The following is a 21,816-nucleotide window of genomic DNA, read 5'->3' on the forward strand; positions in this document are numbered from 1 at the left end:
GCCCGGATGGGCGAGCGGACTCGGTAGTTTACAAGCGGACCGGCTCAAGCTTCAAGCGGCAAGCCACGAGCGGTCGGTTTTTGCGCTCTTGCAGCAATGTTGGTCAAGCTGAACTTGAAACTCTGCAGGGTCTCTGTGAAGTGAGCTTGGTCACGAAGAGGCCAGCATATCCGCAAGAGATGCAGATCTGGCAGCTTTCGTGAGCAAGCTCGCTCCCACAGGAGGACAGTGCGATGGCCCTTGGTTACGCCAACAACTGAGCCAGCAACTCGCTATGACGCTGCTGCTGATGTTCCTGGCTGAGTAGGTTGGTGCGGAAGATCGCTTTCAGGTCTTCCAGTGCAGTGGCGAAGTCGTCGTTGATGACGATGTAGTCGTACTCGACGTAATGACTCATTTCGCTGACCGCTTCACGCATGCGGCCTTCAATGATTTCGTCGCTGTCCTGGCCACGGTTGGTCAGACGTTGACGCAAGGCCTGCTGGGTCGGCGGCAGAATGAAGATCGAGCGGGCGTGGGGCATCAGCCTGCGCACTTGCTCGGCGCCTTGCCAGTCGATTTCCAGAATCAGGTCATGGCCCTCGTCCAGCGTCTGTTGCAGATGGCTTTGCGAGGTGCCATACATGTTGCCGAAGACTTCAGCCTGTTCGAGAAAGTCGCCGTGCTCGATCATCCGCACGAACTCGGCGCGATCGACGAAGTGGTAGTTCACACCGTCCACTTCACCCGGACGCATGGCCCGCGTGGTGTGGGAAACGGAGACGCGAATCTGCGGCTGGGCATCGATCAGGGCTTTGACCAGGCTGGTCTTGCCCGCGCCCGAGGGGGCGGAAATGATGTAGAGAGTGCCGGTGCTGTGGGTCATGTCGTGATTGGCCTTACTCAATGTTCTGCACTTGTTCGCGCATCTGCTCGATCAACACCTTCAGGTTGACCGCGGCTTGAGTGCTGCGAGGGTCGAAGGCTTTGGAGCCCAGTGTGTTCGCTTCGCGGTTGAGTTCCTGCATCAGGAAGTCCAGCCGGCGCCCGGCCTGTCCGCCGGCCTTGAGCACGCGGCGCACCTCGGTGACGTGGGTGCTGAGGCGGTCGAGTTCTTCGGCGACGTCGCTTTTCTGCGCCAGCAGGACCATTTCCTGTTCCAGGCGCTGTGGATCGAGCTCGGCCTTCATGTCGGCGAAGCGATCGAGCACTTTCTGGCGCTGGGTAGCAAGCATCTGCGGCACGAGGGTGCGCAGGGTAGCGACTTCAGTCTTGATCGACGCGAGCCGTTCGTCGAGAAGTCTGGCCAGATCTGCGCCTTCGCGCGCGCGGCCGGCTTTCAGTTCGTTTAGTGCTTCGTTGAAGAGCGCCAAGGCGTCATTGTTCAACGCCTGTGGATCAGTCGCGTCCGCCACCAGCACGCCCGGCCAGGCCAAGACTTCCAGCGGATTCAGTGCGGCCGGTTGCTTGATCAGGCTGGCGACGGTTTCTGCGGCGGCAACCAACTGACTTGCCCGTTCGCGATTGACCTGCAGCGGTTTGCCAGCCGTCTCCTCGGTGAAGCGCAACGTGCATTCGATCTTGCCCCGGGACAGGCCCTGACGCAGCGCTTCGCGCACAGCGCCTTCCAGATCGCGGAAAGATTCCGGCAAGCGCAGATGCGGTTCGAGGTAACGATGATTGACCGAGCGCAATTCCCAGCTCAGCGTGCCTTGTGTGCCGGCTCGTTCGGCACGGGCGAAAGCCGTCATGCTGTGCACCATGGGAAGTACCTCTATAAAAGTCAGCATACGGGCCGATGTGTTGCCCGATGAACGTCGTGAAGAAATCGACAGGCTATAAAGGCGCAAGATTGTAGCGCAGAGCAGGGTGTGCGCCCAAATGTGGCGTTGTCGCAGAGGTCGCGGTTTCGTTGCCAGGCCGCGTGTTTTGTAAGCCCAGGCGTGTGCCAGTGGTCATTGATGGTTCATAAGATGTCCCAAGCGCGAGCTTGCGCCTCTATAATGCACGTCAGTTTTCCGTCTCAGTACAGGTATCCCAGATGAAACGTCCAAGTGGTCGCGCTGCCGATCAGCTCCGCTCGATCCGCATCACCCGCAACTACACCAAGCACGCGGAGGGTTCTGTGCTGGTCGAGTTTGGCGACACCAAGGTGATCTGCACCGTCAGCGTCGAGAACGGCGTACCACGTTTTCTCAAAGGTCAGGGCCAGGGCTGGTTGACCGCCGAATACGGCATGCTGCCGCGTGCGACCGGTGAGCGTAACCAGCGCGAGGCCAGCCGTGGCAAGCAGGGCGGACGTACGCTGGAGATTCAACGTCTCATCGGCCGCTCCCTGCGCGCTGCATTGGATATGTCCAAACTGGGCGACGTCACCCTTTATGTCGACTGCGACGTGATCCAGGCCGATGGCGGTACCCGTACTGCTTCCATCACCGGCTCCATGGTGGCGCTGGTCGATGCTTTGAAAACCATCAAGAAGCGCGGCGGCCTCAAAGCAGGCGACCCTCTCAAGCAGATGATCGCGGCGGTTTCCGTTGGCATGTATCAAGGTGAGCCGGTGCTGGATCTGGATTACCTGGAAGACTCCGCTGCCGAGACCGACCTGAATGTGGTCATGACCAGCGCGGGCGGATTCATTGAAGTTCAGGGCACGGCCGAGGGCGCACCATTCCAGCCTGAAGAGCTGAACGCGATGCTGGCACTGGCGCAGAAAGGCATGAGCGAGATCTTCGAGTTGCAACAGGCAGCGTTGGCCGACTGATTGGACCTTAAACATTCGTCAGAACAGGGAAAGCATGATGATCGATAGTCAAACGCCGCTGCCAGTGCCGAGCAAGGAAGTTCGACAGTGGGCCATGTGGTGCCATTTTGCAGCGTTTTTCGGGCTTATCTTCCCATTCGGAAATCTGCTGGGGCCGTTGATTGTCTGGCAGTTGAAGAAAGAGACCGATCCGTTCATCGATGCCCAGGGCAAGGAGGCCCTCAACTTCCAGATCACGGTCGCCATTGCTGCGATGATCTGCTTCCTGCTGATGGTGATCGTCATCGGCTTCCCGCTGCTGATGCTGGTAGGTATTGGCGCGCTGGTGCTGACCATCATCGCCGGGATCAAGGCAAATGACGGGATCGCCTATCGATACCCGTTTACCTGGCGGTTGATCAAGTAGCTGCGCTGGCGCGGGCGATTTCCTGCCTCTTCCGAACGACGTATTCCTGTAGGAGCCGGCTTGCTGGCGAACGCGGTGGCTCAGTCGACCATCCACCATCCGTGGATGACACACCGCATTCGCCAGCAAGCCGGCTCCTGCAAGGGCAACATGACCGCAAGCTTTATTTCAGACAAACAAAAGCCGACTTCACGTCGGCTTTTTTTGAGCAACCGGACGTCAGATGGTCAGCGTCCAGTCGTAATCCACGATCAGTGGCGCGTGTTGCGAGAACCGCGGCTGGCGTGGCAGGCGTGCGCTGCGTACGAAACGGCGCAGGCCCGGGGTCAGCAGTTGATAGTCGAACCGCCAGCCCAGATTCAGCATCTCGGCCTGTTCGTTGTCCGGCCACCAACTGTACTGATCGCCTTCGCGGCTGACTTCGCGTAGGGCATCGACATAACCCATGTTGCCGACAATCTCGTCCATCCACGCACGTTCCGGTGCCAGGAAGCCAGGAGATTGCTGGCTGTCGCGCCAGTTCTTGATGTCCAGTTTCTGCTGCGCAACGTAGAGCGAGCCACAGTAGATGTACTCGCGACGTTTGCGCCGTTGCTTGTCCAGGTACTTGCCGAAATCGTCCATGAGCTTGAACTTCTGGTTCAAGTCTTCATCGCCGTTCATTCCGGAAGGAAGCAGCAATGTTGCGATACTGACTTTGTCGAAATCCGCTTGCAGGTAACGCCCGTAACGGTCGGCTGTTTCAAAGCCCAGACCGTAGATCACCGCCTTTGGTTGCAGTCGCGAGTAAAGTGCCACGCCACCCTGGGCAGGAACTTCGGCATCGCGGGCATACAGGAAGTAGCCATCCAGTTGGAAGGCTGGATCATCCATTTCAAAGGCGGAGGCGCGGGTGTCCTGAAGGCAGATGACGTCGGCATTCTGGGCTTGCAGCCAACTGAGCAAACCACGCTCGACTGCAGCCTGAATACCATTAACGTTCACACTGATGATCCGCATAAATGGCCCCAAAAATCACGTGCGTGTATGATACCCGAGCTCTACCTAATTAGCTAAATCCGTGGTATTCGGGGCTTTTTTCATGCAGGCGTATCAGCGCGATTTCATTCGTTTTGCCATCGATCGCGGGGTTTTGCGCTTCGGTGAGTTCACTTTAAAGTCGGGACGCACCAGTCCTTACTTCTTCAATGCCGGTCTTTTCAACAGCGGCTCGGCACTTGCCCAACTGGGTAAGTTCTATGCGGCGGCTGTTGTTGAAAGCGGTATTTCCTTCGATGTTCTGTTCGGCCCGGCGTACAAGGGTATTCCCCTCGCAGCCGCGACAGCCGTGGCTTTGGCCGATCATCACAGCCTTGACCTGCCTTGGTGTTTCAACCGCAAGGAAGCCAAGTCTCATGGCGAAGGCGGCAGTCTGGTGGGCGCTCCGTTGACTGGCAATGTGCTGATCATCGACGACGTCATCACCGCTGGCACCGCAATTCGTGAAGTCATGCAAATCATTCAGGCCCAGGGCGCAAATGCTGCTGGCGTGCTGATTGCATTGAATCGCCAGGAGCGCGGTAATGGTGAGCTTTCCGCGATCCAGGAAGTCGAGCGTGACTTCGGCATCCCGGTGGTGAGCATCGTTTCGTTGAATCAGGTTCTCGAGTTCCTGGCGGACGATCCTCAGCTCAAGCAACATTTGCCTGCCGTGGAAGCGTACCGGGCTCAGTACGGAATCTGAGGCCTCAGAGGATCTCGTTGTCATGCTCAAGCTGGGCACAGTAGGTCTTTGTTTGTCGCTGGGGATGGGCTGCATTGCGGGCGTTCAAGCCGCCGATAAACCCGGTATCGTGTTCTATCGCTATGTCGATAGTCGTGGTGTGACCGTGCTTGATCGGCAGGGTGTGCCGGCCGAGTATTCCGGCAAGGGGTATGAGGTGTTGAACATGCGCGGGCGTGTGATCCAAGTGGTTCCGCCCGCGCCTTCCGCCGATCAGGCGCGGGAGGCTCAGGCGGCTGCGAAAGCGGCCAAGCTGCGTGCGGATGCCGATGCCCAGTTGTTGCATCTGTACAGCAGCGTGGACGATGTGGATCGGGCGCGAGCGCGCAAACTGGCCGAGCTGGATTCGCTGATTTCCGTGGCACAAGGCAATATTCAGGCGCTGACAAACCAGCAGGCGTCGCTTCGCAGTCAGGCGGCTGATCAGGAGCGTGCCGGGCGAGCCGTGTCGCAGAGTCTGATTGATCAGATGAATGATGCCAGCGATCAGCAGCAGCATCTGAAGGACGATATCTTGCGTTATCAGGCTGCGCGAAAGCAGGCTGATACGGGCTTCGCTCAGGATCGAGCGCGATTGCAGCAGTTGTTGTCGCAGTAAACGATTTGATGAAAAAGCCACAGGTCATGCAGTGTGCCGGGATTCGGTACACGCACATCTTTGTAGCAGTCCTGCTTGCCGTTGGCGGCGATCCCGAGGACGCCAGCGCCAGCAAGCCGTATTGCTACAGGCTTGCGGCGCGGCTCCCCAGCCGGATCAGTGCCGTTTGCGATTGCTGATCAATGTACCCACGCCAGTATCCGTAAAGATTTCCAGCAGCACGGCATTCGGCACGCGTCCATCGATGATGTGCGAGGTCGTCACGCCACCCTGAACGGCCTCAAGCGCGCAACGGATCTTCGGCAGCATGCCGCCGTAGATTGTGCCGTCGGCAATCAATTCATTGACCTGCTCTGTGGTCAGACCGGTCAGCACCTTGCCTTCCTTGTCCATCAGGCCCGCAATGTTGGTCAGCAACATCAGCTTTTCGGCTTTCAAGGCTTCAGCGACCTTGCCAGCAACCAGGTCGGCGTTGATGTTGTAGGACTCGCCGTCAGCGCCCACGCCAATTGGCGCGATCACCGGGATGAAGTCGCCCTTGACCAGCATGTTCAGCAGATCGGTATTGATCCCCACGACTTCGCCGACATGGCCGATGTCGATGATTTCCGGCTTGGTCATCTCTGGCGTCTGACGCGTCACGTTCATCTTTTTCGCGCGGATCAGTTGCGCATCCTTGCCGGTCAGGCCAATGGCGCTACCGCCGTGACGGTTGATCAGATTGACGATGTCCTTGTTGACCTGGCCGCCCAGCACCATTTCCACGACGTCCATGGTCTGCGCATCGGTCACGCGCATGCCGTCGATGAAGTGGCTTTCGATGGACAGACGCTTGAGCAGATCGCCGATTTGCGGCCCACCGCCATGAACCACGACCGGGTTGATGCCCACAGCCTTCATCAGCACGATGTCGCGCGCAAAGCCGGTTTTCAGCTCGTCGCTCTCCATGGCGTTACCGCCGTACTTGATCACCAGCGTCTTGCCGACGAAGCGGCGGATGTAAGGCAACGCTTCGGAAAGAACTTTGGCGGCATTGGCTGCGGCATCGCGTTCGAGGGTCATTTGGGCTCCACTCAAGAAAGGTTGATCAAAAAGGAAGTTCTAAATCCGGTGCTACGTTTTTCAGCTGGGTGTGGAACACGTCCTTGATCCGTTGCAGCTCGGCCTCGGTCTCGGCTTCGAAGCGTAATACCAGCACCGGGGTGGTATTGGAAGCACGAACCAGGCCCCAGCCCTTCGGATAGTCGACACGCACGCCGTCGATGCTCGTCAGGTTGGCATTACCCCACTGGGCATCCCGCTCCAGCGCTTCGATGATGCCGAATTTGCTGGTCTCGGTGACCTTGATGTTGATTTCCGGGGTCGACAGGTCGTTAGGAAAAGTCTGGAATAGCTCTTCGGCGCTGAGTTTTTCCTGGCTGAGAACTTCCAGCAAGCGCGCGGCGCTGTAAATGCCGTCGTCGAAACCGAACCAGCGCTCCTTGAAGAAGATATGGCCGCTCATCTCACCAGCCAGCAGCGCACCGCTTTCCTTCATCTTCTTCTTGATCAACGAATGACCCGTCTTCCACATGACCGGGCGACCACCATATTCCTGGATCAACGGTATCAGGCGGCGTGTGCATTTCACGTCGAAGATGATATCCGCTCCAGGGTTGCGCTTGACCACGTCGCGGGCGAATAGCATCAGCAGGCGATCCGGGTATATGACGCTGCCCGCATTGGTGACGACGCCCACACGATCGCCGTCGCCATCGAATGCCAGGCCCAGATCTGCCTCGGTTTCCTTGACCTTGGCGATCAGGTCCTGAAGATTTTCCAGTTTGCCCGGATCGGGGTGATGATTCGGGAAGTTGCCGTCCACTTCGCAGAACAGCGGAATGACTTCGCAATTCAGCGCTTCGATCAGTTGCGGAGCGATGACCCCCGCTGCACCGTTGCCGCAGTCGACCACAACCTTGAGGCGGCGAGCCAGCACCACGTCATTGGTGATCTGGCTGGCATAGAGGTCGAGAATATCGACTCGGGTCACGCTGCCTTTGCCCGGTGGCAGATTATTGCGCTTGATGCGATCGTGCAGCGCCAAAATCTGTTCGTTCGCCAGGGTGTCGCCGGCGATGACGATCTTGAAACCGTTGTAATCCCTGGGATTGTGGCTGCCGGTGAGCATCACGCCCGTGCGGCCTTTCAGCACATGGGTGGCGTAATACAACGCAGGGGTCGGAACCAGCCCGACATCGCTGACGTGGCAACCGCTGTCATACAGCCCCTTGATCAGTTCGGCGACCAGTTGCGGCCCGGAAAGGCGCCCGTCGCGGCCCACGCAGACGTTCGGCTCACCCTGCGACAGGCTTTGTGCACCGATGGCGCGGCCGAGCCAGTAGGCGGTTTCTGCGCTCAGGGTTTCGCCGACGATGCCGCGGATGTCATAAGCGCGGAAGATCGAGTCCGGGAATTCGGGGGCGATGGATACGGTGCTGCTCATTGCGTGGAAGTGCTCCGACTTCTGGAAGTCCTGTGGATCATCGAGCAGGTCGATGTCGAGAATGTCGGTGTCTTGAAACAGCGGATCGGTCAAATCGCTGTCATCGTGATCGACTGACGAAAATACAGTCTGACTGCTCGCAGCGTCGGCATCGGCGACAGGCGAAACGCTACCGACCACCGCGACGGGCGTCGTTGGTTGATTGCGCAACGAAAACCTCGCCAGGGCCTGCGCCAGCCCGTTCAGGGCCGGCATGCTCAAACCGAACGATTTGACGGCTTTACCCCCCGAGAGTTCTTGCAGCAGTTGCTCCAGCTGTCGGGCGTCGGCGGCCACGCGACGTTTGAGCGCGCTTTCATTCAGATACAGGCCCAATAGCACGCTGCCGATAGCTACAAGCGCAGCCAGCAGCAGCATCAGAGAGGGGGGCGAAGATTCCAGGGCGGGGCCGGGCGTGAACGACAGCTTCCAGTTGGGATAACCCGTCGGGAAGTCCACCGCGCGACTGCCATCGCCCTGACCGCGTGTCAGAAAGCTTTGCGCCGTGGCATCGCCGAACTGCTGGCTGAGCACAATCTGGCCAACGTCGGCGGGCGCCTCTGGCAGGACATTGGTCAGCCTCTGGACTTTGAAGGCCAGCAGCAGCGTGCCGGTGATCGGTGCATCGGAGGCGGTCCGCAGGGGGGCGACGCTGTAAATTATCCAACTGTCGCCGACTTTGCGGGCTTCCGGCGCAGGCGTTTCGCCTTTGCTGGCTTTGGCGAGCATGTCCAGCGTGGCGAAACTGATCGGCAGCGGCCCCTGATTGTCGACACTGTTGAAGCCCAGCGGGTTCAGGCGTGCGCCAATCACGTTGTCTCGATACAGCAAGCGACTCTGGGCGTTCTGGATCTGTACCGGATCATTGCTTTGCAGGGCCTGAGCCAGCGCTTCGTCGGCGGCTGCCGCCTGTGTGCCGGCAGTGATCTGGCGCAGCGCCTTGCCCACAGCACCCGCTTGAGCGGTGCCCCAGGCCTGGGCCAACTGGTCTTTCTGTTGCGGCTGACTGAGCATGCCGAGCCAGACCAGAATACCCGCGGCTATCAGGCCGATGAGCGAGGGGAGAAGCCCCGGACTTGCCAGGCTCAGGTTTGAATCCTTGAGCGTTCCATCAGTCGTTTCTGGGCGAGAAGCCGCTTTAGCTGTGCGCTTGATGCCTTTCAAACTCGAGTCTCCCTGCTCTGACTACCTGGGGCGTTTTTGTTTTCTGCATCGTGCATGGCCGACTCAAGCGTTTAGCGACATCCATGCCAAGCGGCTTCGCGCAGAATCAATGACTGCCGGAATGACCGAAACCACCTACGCCGCGCTGGCTTTCGTCGAATTCCTCAACCACCTCGAAGTGCGCCTGTACCACCGGAACCAAAACCAGTTGGGCGATGCGCTCGCCGATGGAAATCTTGAAAGCGGTCTGGCCTCGGTTCCAGCAGGACACCATCAGCTCGCCTTGATAATCGGAGTCGATCAGACCAACCAGATTCCCTAATACGATGCCGTGTTTATGCCCCAGGCCCGAACGCGGCAGAATCAGCGCGGCAAGGCTCGTGTCGGCGATATATATCGACAGGCCGGTGGGAATCAACAGGGTCTGGCCGGGTTCGAGCACCGTTTCCTCTTTGAGCATGGCGCGCAGGTCCAGACCGGCGGAGCCGGTGGTGGCGTAGGCCGGGAGCGGGAATTCGCCACCAATGCGAGGGTCGAGGATTTTGGCTTGTAGAGCGTGCATACGTGATTAAACCTGGTTCAAACGATCAGCGATAAAGGTCACCAGCTGGCGGGAAATCTTGGCCTTGCTGGTCTGGGCGAAGAGCGTTGTCTGCAACGCTCGGTCGATCACGCTGCACGCATTTTCCTCGCTGTTGAAACCAATGCTTGGATTGGCGACATCATTGGCGATGATCAGATCGAGGTTCTTGTCCTTGAGCTTGCGTGCGGCGTAGTCGAGCAGATGTTCGGTCTCGGCGGCGAAACCGACACTGAACGGACGATCCTGGCGTTGCGCGATGGTGGCGAGAATGTCCGGGTTACGGACCATCTGCAGCAAAAGTCCATCGCCGGTCGCAGGATCTTTTTTCAACTTCTGTGGGGCGACGACTTCGGGACGGTAGTCTGCTACCGCAGCCGAGGCGATGAACAAGTCGCAGGGCATTGCGGCTTCGCAGGCGGCGAGCATGTCGCGGGCACTGACCACGTCGATGCGCGATACGCGTTCTGGCGTTTGCAGATTGACCGGGCCGGTGATCAGCGTGACTCGTGCGCCCGCTTCGACAGCAGCTTCGGCGAGGGCAAAGCCCATTTTCCCGGAGCTATGGTTGGTGATGTAACGCACCGGATCGATGTTTTCCTGGGTCGGACCGGCCGTGATCAGCACGTGTTTGCCTGTCAGGCTCAGACGCTGGAAACAGTCGGCAGCCGATTGCGCCAGATCGTTGGGCTCAAGCATCCGGCCGTAACCCACGTCGCCACATGCCTGGCTGCCGCTGGCCGGGCCGAACATCCGGAAGTCACGGGTTTCGAGGGTCTGAAGATTGGCCTGCACCGAAGGGTCGCGCCACATGGCCTGATTCATGGCCGGGGCGACCGCGACGATGGCATCGGTGGCCAACACCACGGTGGTCAACAGGTCGTTGGCGATGCCTTGGGCAAGACGTGCGATCAGGTCGGCGGTGCCTGGCGCGATCAACACCATGTCCGCCCACTTCGCCAGTTCGATGTGTCCCATGGCGGCTTCTGCAGCGGGGTCCAGCAGGTCCAGATGAACAGGATGGCCGGACAGCGCCTGCATGGTCAGCGGGGTAATGAATTCGGCCCCGCCCTTGGTCATGACGACGCGCACTTCGGCTCCGTGATCGCGCAACCGACGGACCAGTTCGGCGCTTTTATAGGCCGCGATGCCACCGCCTACGCCGAGGACGATGCGTTTCCGATACAGCCGTTGCATAGGCCTGCCTTTTTTTGGTCGAGTTACACGCGGCAATCAAGTGGCCTCCCAGGGCCGGATCGACGCGTAAAAAGATGGCTAAGATAGCACAGCGACCGTACGGGAACAGCGGCGTCCACAGACAGGGAGGTGCTATGAGTATTCGCGATTGGCCAGAGGCGGAACGGCCAAGGGAGAAGCTGCTTGAGCGAGGCGCGGCGAGCCTTTCCGATGCCGAATTGCTCGCCATTTTTCTGCGCACCGGCGTGTCGGGGAAAAGCGCCGTGGACCTTGCGCGTCATCTTTTGACGCGGTTCGGCAGCTTGCGCTCCCTGCTCGAAGCCAATCTTTCCACCTTCAGCAACGAGCTGGGTCTTGGGCCTGCCAAATATGCGCAATTGCAGGCCGTCATGGAAATGGCCCGGCGGCATATGGATGAAGGCCTCAGGCGTGGTTCAGTCCTGAAAAGCCCGACTCAGGTCCGCAGCTATCTCAAGGCGTTACTTCGGCATGAGCCGCATGAAGTGTTTGGCTGCCTGTTTCTGGACAGCAAGAACCGGGTTCAGGCTTTCGAGGCGCTGTTTCAGGGGTCAATCAACGTGGCGCATGTTCATGCCAGGCAAGTCGTAAAGCGGGCGTTGGCGCATAACGCTGCGGGCGTCATCCTTTGCCACAACCACCCTTCCGGCGTGTGCGATGCGAGCCAGGCCGATATCGAACTGACCCAACATCTCAAGAAGGCCTTGGCAATGGTCGACGTGATGGTGGTCGATCACATCATCGTGGGGGATGGTGATCCGTTGTCGATGGTGGAGCATGGGTTGATGTAAGTGGATTTGATCCGATGAAGCCATCGAACTGCCGCAATACCTGTGGAAGCGAATTCATTTGCGAGACGTCGGTCCAGGCGATGCATCTTCATCGCCAGAAATACCGCATCGCGCCTGAATTCGCTCCAAAGTGATCTTTCGCGCTGTTTTCGAACTTTCTTATTTCACCGACACCTTGGAAAAATCCTGTCGCCCAAACGGGCTGACGTTGTAGCCCAACACGTTCTTGCGGGTCAGGGCAAAGGCAGTCGGGTGGGCCAGCGGTAGCCACAGCGCTTGTTTCTGGATCTGTTCCTGAGCCTGATGGTAAAGCTTGCTGCGTTGGCCCTGATCGGTTACGGCCTTGCCCTGACTGATCAGCTTGTCCAGACCTTCATCGCAATAGCGCGCGAAGTTGGTGCCGGATTTGACGGCAGCGCAGGAGAATTGCGGCGTCAGGAAGTTATCCGGGTCGCCGTTGTCGCCCGCCCAGCCCATGAACAGCAGATCATGCTCGCCGGTCTTGGCTCGGCGAATCAGCTCGCCCCATTCGATCACCTTGATTTCTGCCTTGATGCCGACTGCGGCGAGGTCATTTTGCAGCAGTTGCGCACCGGCGCTGGGGTTCGGGTTGAGCAGGCTGCCGGAGGGGCGGGTCCAGATGGTGGTCTTGAAGCCATTCTTCAAGCCAGCCTTGGCCAGCAGCTCCTTGGCCTTGGCTGCGTCATGCTTGTATCCGGGAAGATCGCTGGCATAACCCCAAGTATTGGGAGGGTACGGGCCATTGGCGGCGCGGGCCGAGCCTTCGAATACGGCCTTGAGGTAATTGTCCTTGTCGAACGCCAGGTTGATCGCTTGACGTACTTCTGGCTTGTCCAAAGGCGGGTGTTGGCTGTTGATCGCCAGGAATGCGGTCATGAAAGCGTCAGTCTTTTCGACTTTCAGATTCGGATCCTTGCCTGCTTCGGTCACGTCCAACGGCTTGGGCGATAGGGCGACCTGACACTCGTTCGTGCGAATCCGCTGCAGGCGAACGTTGGCATCTGGAGTGATCGCATACACCAGCGTGTCGATGGCCGGTTTCCCCGCGAAGTAGTCCGGGTTGGCTGCGTAACGCACCACCGAATCTTTCTGAAAACGCTTGAAGACAAATGGCCCGGTGCCGATTGGCTGGCTGTTGAGCTTCTCTGGCGTACCGGCCTTGAGCAGTTGCGCGGTGTACTCAGCGGAATAAATAGAAGCGAAGCCCATGCTCAGGGTGGCGAGGAAGGTCGCGTCCGGATGATCCAGCGTGATGCGCACGGTGTTGGCATCAGGCGCTTCGACCTTCTTGATCAGCGATGGCCACTGCATCGACTGGGCATGCGGGAAGCCCTGGGCAGCGACCTTGTTCCACGGGTTAGCCGGGTCAAGCATGCGCTGGAAGCTGAATACGACGTCGTCGGCGTTGAAATTGCGAGTAGGGGTGAAGTAGTCGGTGTGATGGAATTTCACCCCCGAGCGCAATTTGAAATCGTACGTCAGCCCGTCCGGCCAGACGCTCCAGCTTTCTGCCAGACTAGGGACCAGCTTGCCGGTCTGTGCGTCGTAATCCACCAGGCGATTCATCAGCACGTCGGCCGAGGCGTTGGTCGTGGTCAGTGAGTTGTACTGCACCACATCGAAACCTTCAGGACTGGCTTCGGTGCAAACGCTCAAGCTGGTGGCGGCCTGAGCCATCAATGGCGCAGTCAGGGACGCGAGCAAAAAGGGTAAAACAGCTAGGCGCATGGCGATTTTCCTTTCAGAGATAGCCCATCTGCCGGCGCAGTCTGGAGAGTGAGTTACCCTAGACCATGCGTCGGCACAGGACAATCTATCTGGCGCGACGAGTGGTATATTTCCCGCCTCGCCCGCTGCTGCTGGCTCCGTCAGGCTGAAAGCCCTGAGCTTATTGCAGGTAATTCGTCGTTTGTGTTGTTGCGCCGTGGGCTTTCTGGTATAAAGCAGCGCTCTTTTCTAGGGGCCCGCTTCCTTCTTCGTAGGTGTGGCCGGTAAGACCCCTGAAGAAACGCGGCGCCTAGCGCCATGACTGAGAGATTAAGCGGCCAACCCATGCCGGGTTGGGCATGTGGTTTTAGAGGGCTGAGGCATGTCGAGAGTATGTCAAGTTACCGGTAAGGGTCCGGTAACCGGGAATAACATTTCCCACGCAAACAACAAAACCCGTCGTCGTTTCCTGCCAAACCTGCAGCATCACCGCTTCTGGGTTGAGAGCGAGAAACGCTTCGTACGTCTGCGCGTATCTGCCAAAGGCATGCGTATCATCGACAAGCGCGGCATTGATGTCGTTCTGGCCGAAATTCGCCGTGATGGCGCTAAGGTTTAAGGGAGAAAATCATGCGTGAATTGATCCGTTTGGTGTCGACCGCTAACACCGGCCACTTCTACACCACCGACAAGAACAAGCGCACTACTCCGGACAAAATCGAAATTAAAAAATTCGATCCGGTTGTTCGCAAGCACGTGATCTACAAAGAAGCCAAAATCAAGTAATTGATCTTTGCCTCTTACGAAAAAGCCCGCAGCGATGCGGGCTTTTTTGTGGGCGCGATTTGGGTGAAGCAGAGAGCGAACGCCTGTAGGAGCCGGCTTGCTGGCGAACGCGGTGGGTCAGCTGCGGATGTGGTGGCTGATCCGCTTTCGCCAGCAAGCCGGCTCCTACAATGCGAATGCGGTGACAGGTTCAAACCTTCTGCTCAAACACCACATAAATCTTGCGGCATGCTTCCAGCACTTCCCACGTCCCTTTGAATCCTGCCGGAATCACGAACCGGTCCCCCGCGCGCAGGGTTTTTGCGTTGTCTTGTTCATCTCGCAACACCGAAACCCCTTGCACGATTTCGCAGTATTCATGTTCGGTGTAATTGACCTTCCACTGTCCGACTTCTCCTTCCCACACGCCCGCGCTCATCTGGCCGCAAGGGCTGTTGTAGTGGTTGTAGATAGTCTGCTCGGGATCGCCCTTCAGAATCTTCTCGGCAGCGGGCTTGTAACGTTCTGCGGCGGTGGTGGCTTCGCTGAAGTCAACGATGGTTTCGATACTCATGTCCCTGGCTCCTGAATCGGCGATGGAAGATGGTTATTGGATGAGGGCCGTTGACGATAGTGCCAAATCTCGATGGCGCGTCATCGAACGGGCTGTTGAATAAAATGCACGATAAAACGCCGTTTCGCCCATTTTTGTCCAATATATTGGAAATTCCCTTGGCGCTGGTTTAGGGTGACGAATGCCTTTGGCCGATCCGACAGCACGTCAGGCAATGTCCTGCGGCGCGGTTCATGAGCGTGAGGGCGCGCACATTCATAAGAGGAGGACCTTTCATGACCACCCTGACTCATGCTGACTGGGAAAAACGCGCCCAGGCTCTGAAGATCGAAGGCCGTGCCTTCATCAATGGCGAATACACCGATGCCGCATCCGGCGCCACGTTCGACTGCATCAGCCCGGTCGATGGCCGATTCCTCGCGAAAGTGGCCAGCTGTGATGCCGCCGACGCCCAGCGCGCTGTCGAAAGCGCCCGCGCCACCTTCAATTCCGGCGTCTGGTCGCGCCTGGCGCCGGTCAAACGCAAGGCTGCGATGATCCGCTTCGCAGCCCTGATCAAAGAAAATATCGAAGAACTGGCCCTGCTCGAAACCCTCGACATGGGCAAACCGATCAGTGACTCCTACGGCATCGACATCCCGGGCTCGGCGCAGGCGTTGAGCTGGAGCGGCGAGGCCATCGACAAGCTGTATGACGAAGTTGCCGCCACCCCGCACGATCAGTTGGGTTTGGTCACTCGCGAGCCGATTGGTGTGGTCGCGGCGATCGTGCCGTGGAACTTCCCGTTGCTCATGGCGAGCTGGAAACTGGGACCTGCGTTGTCCAGCGGTAACTCTGTGATACTCAAGCCGTCAGAAAAATCACCGCTGACCGCTATCCGCGTCGCGCAACTGGCCGTCGAGGCTGGCATACCGAAAGGTGTGCTCAACGTCTTGCCGGGCCATGGTCACACAGTCGGCAAGGCGTTGGCGTTGCACATGGACGTCGACACTGCTGTGTTCACCGGTTCGACCAGGATCGCCAAGCAATTGCTGATCTATGCGGGCGAATCGAATATGAAGCGTGTCTGGCTGGAAGCCGGCGGCAAGAGCCCGAACATCGTCTTCGCCGATGCCCCGGACCTGCAGGCCGCTGCCGAATCCGCTGCCAGCGCCATCGCCTTCAACCAGGGCGAGGTGTGTACCGCAGGTTCGCGTCTGTTGGTGGAGCGTTCGATCAAGGACAAATTCCTGCCGATGGTGATCGAGGCGCTCAAAGCCTGGAAGCCGGGCAACCCGCTCGACCCTGCAACCAATGTCGGCGCGCTGGTGGACACGCAGCAGATGAATACCGTGCTGTCCTACATCGAAGCCGGTCACACCGACGGCGCCACGCTGGTTGCCGGTGGCAAGCGCATCATGCAGGAGACCGGCGGTACTTACGTCGAGCCAACGATTTTCGACGGCGTGACCAATGCCATGAAGATCGCGCAGGAGGAAATCTTTGGCCCGGTGCTGTCGGTGCTGACCTTCGATACCGCGGAAGAAGCGGTGCAGATCGCCAATGACACCCCCTATGGTCTTGCGGCTGCGGTGTGGACGGCTGATTTGTCCAAGGCGCACCTGACGGCCCGCGCATTGCGCGCCGGTAGCGTGTGGGTGAACCAGTACGATGGCGGCGACATGACTGCTCCATTCGGCGGCTTCAAGCAGTCCGGCAACGGCCGCGACAAGTCGCTACACGCGTTCGACAAATACACCGAACTGAAAGCGACCTGGATCAAGTTGTAAGTCTGCGGTCGGAAGCAAGCAGTTTTGATCTGACCCGATTTCAAGGCTGCCCCAGGACAAGCTGTGGGAGCGAATTCATTCGTGATAAATGGATCAGGCGATAGAGATGCATGGCCTGCCCAGGCCTCTCGCGAATGAATTCGCTCCCACAGAGATCGTGTTTGCTGAATACATACGCGGCTCATCCGCGACAAGTACACCGAACTGAAAGCGACCTGGAAGTTGTAAGTCCACGGTACGCATTCAGCCCTGAGCAAGCTTCAGAGCCGGGTGTGGGTCAAACTGTGGGAGCGAATTCATTCGCGAAAAATGGATCAGGCGGTAGAGATGCATGGCCTGCCCGGGCCTCTCGCGAATGAATTCGCTCCCACAGGGATCATGTTTGCTGAATACATACGCGGCTCATCCGCGACAAATACAGCGAACTAAAAGCGACCTGGATCAAGTTGTAAGTCTGCGATCGGAAGCAAGCAGCTTTGATCTGATCCGATTTCAAGGCTGCCCCAGGACAAGCTGTGGGAGCGAATTCATTCGTGATAAATGGATCAGGCGATAGAGATGCATGGCCTGCCCAGGCCTCTCGCGAATGAATTCGCTCCCACAGGGATCGTGTTTGCTGAATACATACGCGGCTCATCCGCGACAAGTACACCGAACTGAAAGCGACCTGGAAGTTGTAAATCCACGGTACGCATTCAACCCTGAGCAAGCTTCAGAGCCGGGTGTGGGTCAAACTGTGGGAGCGAATTCATTCGCGAAAATGGATCAGACGATAGCGATGCATAGCCTGAACTCTCGAAACAGCCCGGGCTTCCCCCAATAAAAGCCCGGCTTTTTCTTTTTATCCCTTTGAGCCACAGGAGCGTGGTGATGCGTTGGGGTACTTATTTCGCGGTGCTGTCGTCCGTGTTGAGCGTCGGTCTGGCGCTGGGCGTGAGCATGCCGCTGGTGTCGTTGCGCCTCGAAGCCTGGGGCTACGGCGCCTTTGCCATTGGCGTGATGGCGGCGATGCCGGCCATTGGCGTTCTGCTGGGCGCCAGTCTTGCCAGCCGGCTGGCTTCCATGCTCGGCACTGCCAACGTGATGCGTCTGTGTCTGTGGGGCGGTTCGATTTCCGTCGGCTTGCTGGCGCTGATGCCCAATTACTGGATCTGGCTGGTGCTGCGCCTGATGCTAGGCGTAATCCTGACCATGGTGTTCATTCTCGGCGAGAGCTGGATCAACCAACTGGTCACCGAAAACCTGCGTGGCAAGCTGGTGGCGCTGTATGGCAGTTGTTATGCCTTGAGCCAACTGGGCGGCCCGCTGTTAGTCGGCGCCATTGGCACCGAAGCTGATTACGGGTTTTGGGTCGGTACCGCGCTGCTCGCGACGTCGCCCCTACTGTTGCTGGGCCGGACGGGCGCGCCGAGCGCTGAATCGAGTCATGTTTCGCTGCGTGACCTGGGTGGTTTTTGTCGAAAACTGCCCGCTATTGCGTGGGCCATCGCGCTGTTCGCAGGCTTCGAAGCGATGATCCTGACGTTGCTACCGGTGTATTGCCTGCAACAAGGCTTCACCCCCGAAGTGGCGCTGGCGATGGTCAGCACCGTGGTGGTGGGCGATGCGCTGCTGCAACTGCCGATAGGCGCGCTGGCCGACCGTATTTCCCGGCGCCGATTGTTCTCGGGCTGTGCGCTGGCGCTGATGCTGTCGAGCCTGGCGATCCCGTTGCTGGTCGACACCATCGCCATCTGGCCGTTGTGGGTATTGTTCGGCGCCAGTGCAGGCGGGCTGTTCACCCTGTCGCTGATTCTGATCGGCGAACGTTATCGCGACGATGCACTGGTGCGAGCTAACGCTCACGTGGCGCAACTATGGGGCATCGGCTGTCTGCTGGGACCATTGGCCGCCGGGGCTGGCAGCCAGTGGATCAGCGGTCAGGCATTGCCGTTGCTGATGGCGGCCGGTGCGCTGGGCCTGGTGATCCTGTCGCAGCAACCACGGGCTTTCGGCGTGCAACCAGCAACGGCCTAGAGCATTCGCTCCAGGCCCACGGCGCTGCTGAACCATGCGTTCAGTCGGCGCCACCAGTCTCCAGGTTCCTTGTACAACGTGTGAATCTTGCCGTTGTCTTCAGTGACCCAGACCACGCGATCATTTTCCAGCTTCGCCTGATAGCTGATCGCAGGCGCCATACCTTGCAGGGCCAGATCTCGCAGGTATCCGGTGAGTTCGGGGCTGTCGACCAGCACGCCCACTTCGGTATTCCACAGCACGGAGCGGGGATCGAAGTTGAAAGAGCCGACAAAGACCTTCCGCCTATCGAAAATCATCGCCTTGCTGTGCAGGCTGGACTCCGAGCCGCCCTTGAGGGTTTTGGTTCGCAGAAACTTTGGCCCGCTGCCGCCGGCGTTGCTCGGGTCGCCAGGCTGGCGCCGCAGTTCGAACAGCTTCACGCCGTGCGCCAGCAAAGCCTTGCGATACGGCGCATAGCCGCCGTGGACCGCTGGCACATCCGTAGCTTCCAGCGAGTTGGTCAACAGATTCACCGACACACCTTTATCCGACAAGCCTGTGAGATACGTCAGGCCTTCCTGACCCGGCACGAAATAGGCCGAGATCATCATCAGTTCCTGATGCACGTTCAGTAGATCCGGACTCAGCTGAGTGGTCAGCAACAGATGCGGATCGGGCTCACCGCGCGACAGCACCTTGGTCGGCGCATCCCAGAGCGCCTGGTTGTGAGCCCATATGAGCTCGTTCAACCAGGTTTTCATGCGCGGCTGAGTCTTGTACGCCATCAACTGTTCGTAGAGTGCTTTTTTCTCGACATGCGCCTGTTCCAGCGAGGCCTCCAGCTGCTTGCGGGCTTCGGCTAGATCCTTTGCGTCCGGCGGCCAATAGACGAAGTCATCGACCGGCTTGCTCAGGGTGCTGTTCCAGTACTGATCGAAACTGTGGCTCAACTGCTCTGCCACCGGGCCGACGCTGAGCATGTCGATGTCCGTGAAGTTCAGGTTCGGTTCAGCATCGAAGTATTCATCACCGAGATTGCGCCCGCCGACGATCGCCACCGCGCTGTCCGCCAGCCATAGTTTGTTGTGCATGCGTCGATGCTGCTGGGAGAGGTTGAACAGCCGACCGAGCGAACGCGTTGCGCCCGTGCTGCGTCCCAGATTGAGCGGGTTGAATAGGCGAATCTGGATGTTAGGGTGCGCGGCGAGGGTGGCGATCACTTCATCCAGGCCGTCGCTGGTGGTGTCGTCCAGCAGAATGCGCACGCGCACGCCGCGATCGGCTGCCTTGAGTAGCTCGTCAATCAACGCGCGGGTGCTGAGGCCGTCGTGAACGATGTAGTACTGCAGGTCCAGGCTGGTCTTGGCGTTGCGAATCAGCTCGGCACGCGCCATGAAGGCTTCGGTGCTGTTGGGCAGCAGGCGAAAGCCCGAACGGCCCTCATAGGGGGCGGCCTCGGCGAGGATCGACCGCCCAAAGGCCGACTGCGCAGCTGGCAGAGCTTGGCTCGGTGCGTCCTGCTGCGCAGTGGTGTGCGCACACCCGCCGACGCCAAGGGCAAAGGCCAAAAGAAGGGGTAGTGCCCATTTTTTCGTCAACACATTCATCCAGAAGTCACATCATGGCGATATGACCGCATTTTCTGCAAAAGGTTAAGTCATGCCGAATCGGCCTGAGCCATCAGTTGCGCGGTCATGGCGCCGACCTTGCGTACGGCCTCCTCGATCTGCGGCGTTGGCTTGGCGGCGAAGTTCATGCGCAGGCAATTTCTGTATTTGCCTGAGGCCGAAAAGATATTGCCCACTGCGATCTGTACGCCCTGGCCTTCAAGCGCGCGATTCAGCCGCAAGGAGTCGAAATCCTCGGGCAACTCGATCCACAGCATGAAGCCTCCCTGCGGGCGACTGACGCGGGTGCCTTCCGGGAAATAGCGCGTCACCCAATCGGTCATCAGGTCGCGGCTGCGCTGGTACTGGCCGCGCATCCGGCGCATATGCGGCTCGTAATGCCCGGCCTGGAGGAATTCGGCGACCGCCAGTTGTGGCTGGGTCGCCGTCGAGCCGGTGCTGATGTACTTCATGTGCAGCACCCGGTCCAGATAACGCCCCGGAGCAATCCAGCCGACCCGCAGGCCGGGGGCCAGGGTTTTCGAGAACGAACTGCACAGCAGGACGCGTCCGTCTTGGTCGAAGGATTTGATCGTGCGCGGTCGAGGATAGGTGTATGCCAGATCGCCATACACGTCGTCTTCGATGATCGCCACGTCGAAGCGTTGAGCAAGGGTCAGCAGCGCGCGTTTGCGCTCCTCGGGCATGATGTAGCCCAGTGGATTGTTGCAGCTGGGCGTCAGCTGTATGGCCTTGATCGGCCACTGTTCAAGTGCCAGCTCCAGTGCATCGAGACTGATCCCGGTGACCGGGTCGGTGGGGATCTCCAGTGCTTTCATTCCCAGTCCCTTCAGGGCCTGCATCGCGCCGTGAAAACTGGGCGAATCCACCGCCACGATATCCCCCGGCTGGCAGATCGAGCGAATGCTGACGGCCAATGCTTCCTGCGCGCCGGTAGTGATCACCAGATCGTTCGGGTCGATGCGCGTGCCCGAATCCAGCAGCAGACGCGCCACCTGATCCCGCAGGCATTGGGTGCCATAGATGTTGTCGTAATACAGGCCTGGCATGTCCTGGCGGCGACTGATCTTGCCCAGTGCCTGAGTTAGCGGGCGCAGGGTCGGGCTGGTGATATCAGGCATCCCGCGCGCCAGTTGCACGATGTCAGGACTGGGAATGGCACGGGCCAGTTCCAGCACCTGATCCCACTGCGAAATATCCACGGGCCGCTGCGCCGGACGTCCTACGGCAGGCAGGGCGGGTGTCTTGCGTCCAGCGGGGACAAAATAGCCTGACTTTGGACGCGGCGACGCCAGACCGTTGTCTTCCAGCAGTCGATACGCCTGCTGCACGGTGCTCAGGCTGACGCCGTGTTCAAGACTCAAGGCCCGAACCGAGGGCAGCCGATCGCCGGGACGATAGAAGCCGTTTTCGATCCGCGTGCCGAGCTGTTCGGCAAGATTGACGTAAAGGGTCATGGCGTACTCCCGTGCAGTGCCGTCGGTTGACCGGTACAGATGGGGTGAAAATACAGCATTCAGGCGACGATGTAATGAATCTGTATGAAGAAAATTAGAATTCTTTGGATCTGT

20 protein-coding genes are annotated in these 21,816 nt (G+C 59.0%); 9 read left to right on the plus strand and 11 right to left on the minus strand.

Annotated features, from left to right (window positions below):
- Positions 1–244: 244 nt before the first annotated feature.
- Together gmk and ACRER8_RS14825 are read right to left on the minus strand one after the other, a co-directional pair.
- Positions 245–865, minus strand: a complete 621-nt coding sequence (gene gmk, locus ACRER8_RS14820) for a guanylate kinase (protein ID WP_431747028.1) — start codon at positions 863–865, stop codon at positions 245–247.
- 13 nt (positions 866–878) lie between these two features.
- A complete protein-coding gene (locus ACRER8_RS14825) occupies positions 879–1,742 on the minus strand; it encodes a YicC/YloC family endoribonuclease (protein ID WP_431746990.1) in 864 nt (287 codons plus the stop codon).
- Between the two features lie 278 nt (positions 1,743–2,020).
- Between ACRER8_RS14825 and rph the strand changes: the two genes are divergently transcribed.
- Together rph and ACRER8_RS14835 are read left to right on the plus strand one after the other, a co-directional pair.
- Positions 2,021–2,743 (plus strand): ribonuclease PH, encoded by a 723-nt coding sequence (gene rph, locus ACRER8_RS14830; RefSeq protein ID WP_431746991.1) that lies wholly within the window; start codon positions 2,021–2,023, stop codon positions 2,741–2,743.
- 37 nt (positions 2,744–2,780) lie between these two features.
- Positions 2,781–3,149, plus strand: a complete 369-nt coding sequence (locus tag ACRER8_RS14835; protein ID WP_431746992.1) for a DUF4870 domain-containing protein — start codon at positions 2,781–2,783, stop codon at positions 3,147–3,149.
- Positions 3,150–3,368: 219 nt separating this feature from the next.
- On the opposite strand, the gene ACRER8_RS14840 is transcribed toward ACRER8_RS14835, so the two are convergent.
- Positions 3,369–4,148, minus strand: a complete 780-nt coding sequence (locus ACRER8_RS14840) for an exodeoxyribonuclease III (RefSeq protein ID WP_110948345.1) — start codon at positions 4,146–4,148, stop codon at positions 3,369–3,371.
- 82 nt (positions 4,149–4,230) lie between these two features.
- Here ACRER8_RS14840 and pyrE point away from each other — a divergent pair, with 82 nt between their 5' ends.
- On the plus strand, positions 4,231–4,872 hold the full coding sequence (gene pyrE, locus ACRER8_RS14845) for an orotate phosphoribosyltransferase (protein WP_431746993.1): 642 nt from the start codon (positions 4,231–4,233) through the stop codon (positions 4,870–4,872).
- Between the two features lie 22 nt (positions 4,873–4,894).
- Positions 4,895–5,509, plus strand: coding sequence for a DUF4124 domain-containing protein (locus ACRER8_RS14850; RefSeq protein WP_431746994.1), 615 nt, complete (start codon positions 4,895–4,897; stop codon positions 5,507–5,509).
- Between the two features lie 156 nt (positions 5,510–5,665).
- Here ACRER8_RS14850 and argB read toward each other — a convergent pair whose 3' ends face one another.
- The 4 genes from argB to coaBC form a co-directional block, all read right to left on the minus strand.
- Positions 5,666–6,571, minus strand: coding sequence for an acetylglutamate kinase (gene argB, locus ACRER8_RS14855; RefSeq protein ID WP_431746995.1), 906 nt, complete (start codon positions 6,569–6,571; stop codon positions 5,666–5,668).
- Positions 6,572–6,596: 25 nt separating this feature from the next.
- The gene (locus ACRER8_RS14860; RefSeq protein WP_431746996.1) at positions 6,597–9,197 is read right to left on the minus strand and encodes a phosphomannomutase/phosphoglucomutase; all 2,601 of its coding nucleotides are present in this window, start codon (positions 9,195–9,197) and stop codon (positions 6,597–6,599) included.
- A 106-nt stretch (positions 9,198–9,303) separates the two neighbouring features.
- Positions 9,304–9,759 carry a dUTP diphosphatase gene (dut, locus tag ACRER8_RS14865; RefSeq protein ID WP_431746997.1) on the minus strand — a complete coding sequence of 152 codons (456 nt, stop codon included), beginning with the start codon at positions 9,757–9,759 and terminating at the stop codon, positions 9,304–9,306.
- A gap of 6 nt (positions 9,760–9,765) precedes the next feature.
- On the minus strand, positions 9,766–10,974 hold the full coding sequence (gene coaBC / locus ACRER8_RS14870) for a bifunctional phosphopantothenoylcysteine decarboxylase/phosphopantothenate--cysteine ligase CoaBC (RefSeq protein ID WP_431746998.1): 1,209 nt from the start codon (positions 10,972–10,974) through the stop codon (positions 9,766–9,768).
- Between the two features lie 134 nt (positions 10,975–11,108).
- Here coaBC and radC point away from each other — a divergent pair, with 134 nt between their 5' ends.
- Positions 11,109–11,783 (plus strand): RadC family protein, encoded by a 675-nt coding sequence (radC, locus tag ACRER8_RS14875; RefSeq protein WP_431746999.1) that lies wholly within the window; start codon positions 11,109–11,111, stop codon positions 11,781–11,783.
- 159 nt (positions 11,784–11,942) lie between these two features.
- Here radC and ACRER8_RS14880 read toward each other — a convergent pair whose 3' ends face one another.
- A complete protein-coding gene (locus ACRER8_RS14880) occupies positions 11,943–13,532 on the minus strand; it encodes an ABC transporter substrate-binding protein (protein WP_431747000.1) in 1,590 nt (529 codons plus the stop codon).
- 361 nt (positions 13,533–13,893) lie between these two features.
- Between ACRER8_RS14880 and rpmB the strand changes: the two genes are divergently transcribed.
- Entirely contained in the window at positions 13,894–14,130 is a 237-nt protein-coding gene (rpmB, locus tag ACRER8_RS14885) for a 50S ribosomal protein L28 (protein ID WP_108236194.1), read from the plus strand.
- An 11-nt stretch (positions 14,131–14,141) separates the two neighbouring features.
- Positions 14,142–14,297 (plus strand): 50S ribosomal protein L33, encoded by a 156-nt coding sequence (gene rpmG, locus ACRER8_RS14890; protein WP_010225867.1) that lies wholly within the window; start codon positions 14,142–14,144, stop codon positions 14,295–14,297.
- Between the two features lie 190 nt (positions 14,298–14,487).
- Here rpmG and ACRER8_RS14895 read toward each other — a convergent pair whose 3' ends face one another.
- A complete protein-coding gene (locus ACRER8_RS14895; RefSeq protein ID WP_431747001.1) occupies positions 14,488–14,850 on the minus strand; it encodes a cupin domain-containing protein in 363 nt (120 codons plus the stop codon).
- Positions 14,851–15,125: 275 nt separating this feature from the next.
- On the opposite strand from ACRER8_RS14895, the gene ACRER8_RS14900 reads away from it, so the two are divergent.
- A complete protein-coding gene (locus ACRER8_RS14900; protein ID WP_431747002.1) occupies positions 15,126–16,619 on the plus strand; it encodes an aldehyde dehydrogenase in 1,494 nt (497 codons plus the stop codon).
- Between the two features lie 870 nt (positions 16,620–17,489).
- A complete protein-coding gene (locus ACRER8_RS14905) occupies positions 17,490–18,635 on the plus strand; it encodes an MFS transporter (protein WP_431747003.1) in 1,146 nt (381 codons plus the stop codon).
- Here ACRER8_RS14905 and ACRER8_RS14910 read toward each other — a convergent pair.
- Together ACRER8_RS14910 and ACRER8_RS14915 are read right to left on the minus strand one after the other, a co-directional pair.
- Complete coding sequence (locus tag ACRER8_RS14910) at positions 18,632–20,215, minus strand: phospholipase D family protein (protein WP_431747004.1); 1,584 nt, start codon at positions 20,213–20,215, stop codon at positions 18,632–18,634. The two genes, ACRER8_RS14905 and ACRER8_RS14910, sit on opposite strands and share 4 nt — an antisense overlap.
- Positions 20,216–20,274: 59 nt before the next feature.
- On the minus strand, positions 20,275–21,702 hold the full coding sequence (locus ACRER8_RS14915) for a PLP-dependent aminotransferase family protein (protein WP_431747005.1): 1,428 nt from the start codon (positions 21,700–21,702) through the stop codon (positions 20,275–20,277).
- Between the last annotated feature and the right edge of the window lie 114 nt (positions 21,703–21,816).

Origin of the sequence: Pseudomonas sp. (assembly GCF_050739935.1) — a bacterium.
Lineage (GTDB): Bacteria > Pseudomonadota > Gammaproteobacteria > Pseudomonadales > Pseudomonadaceae > Aquipseudomonas.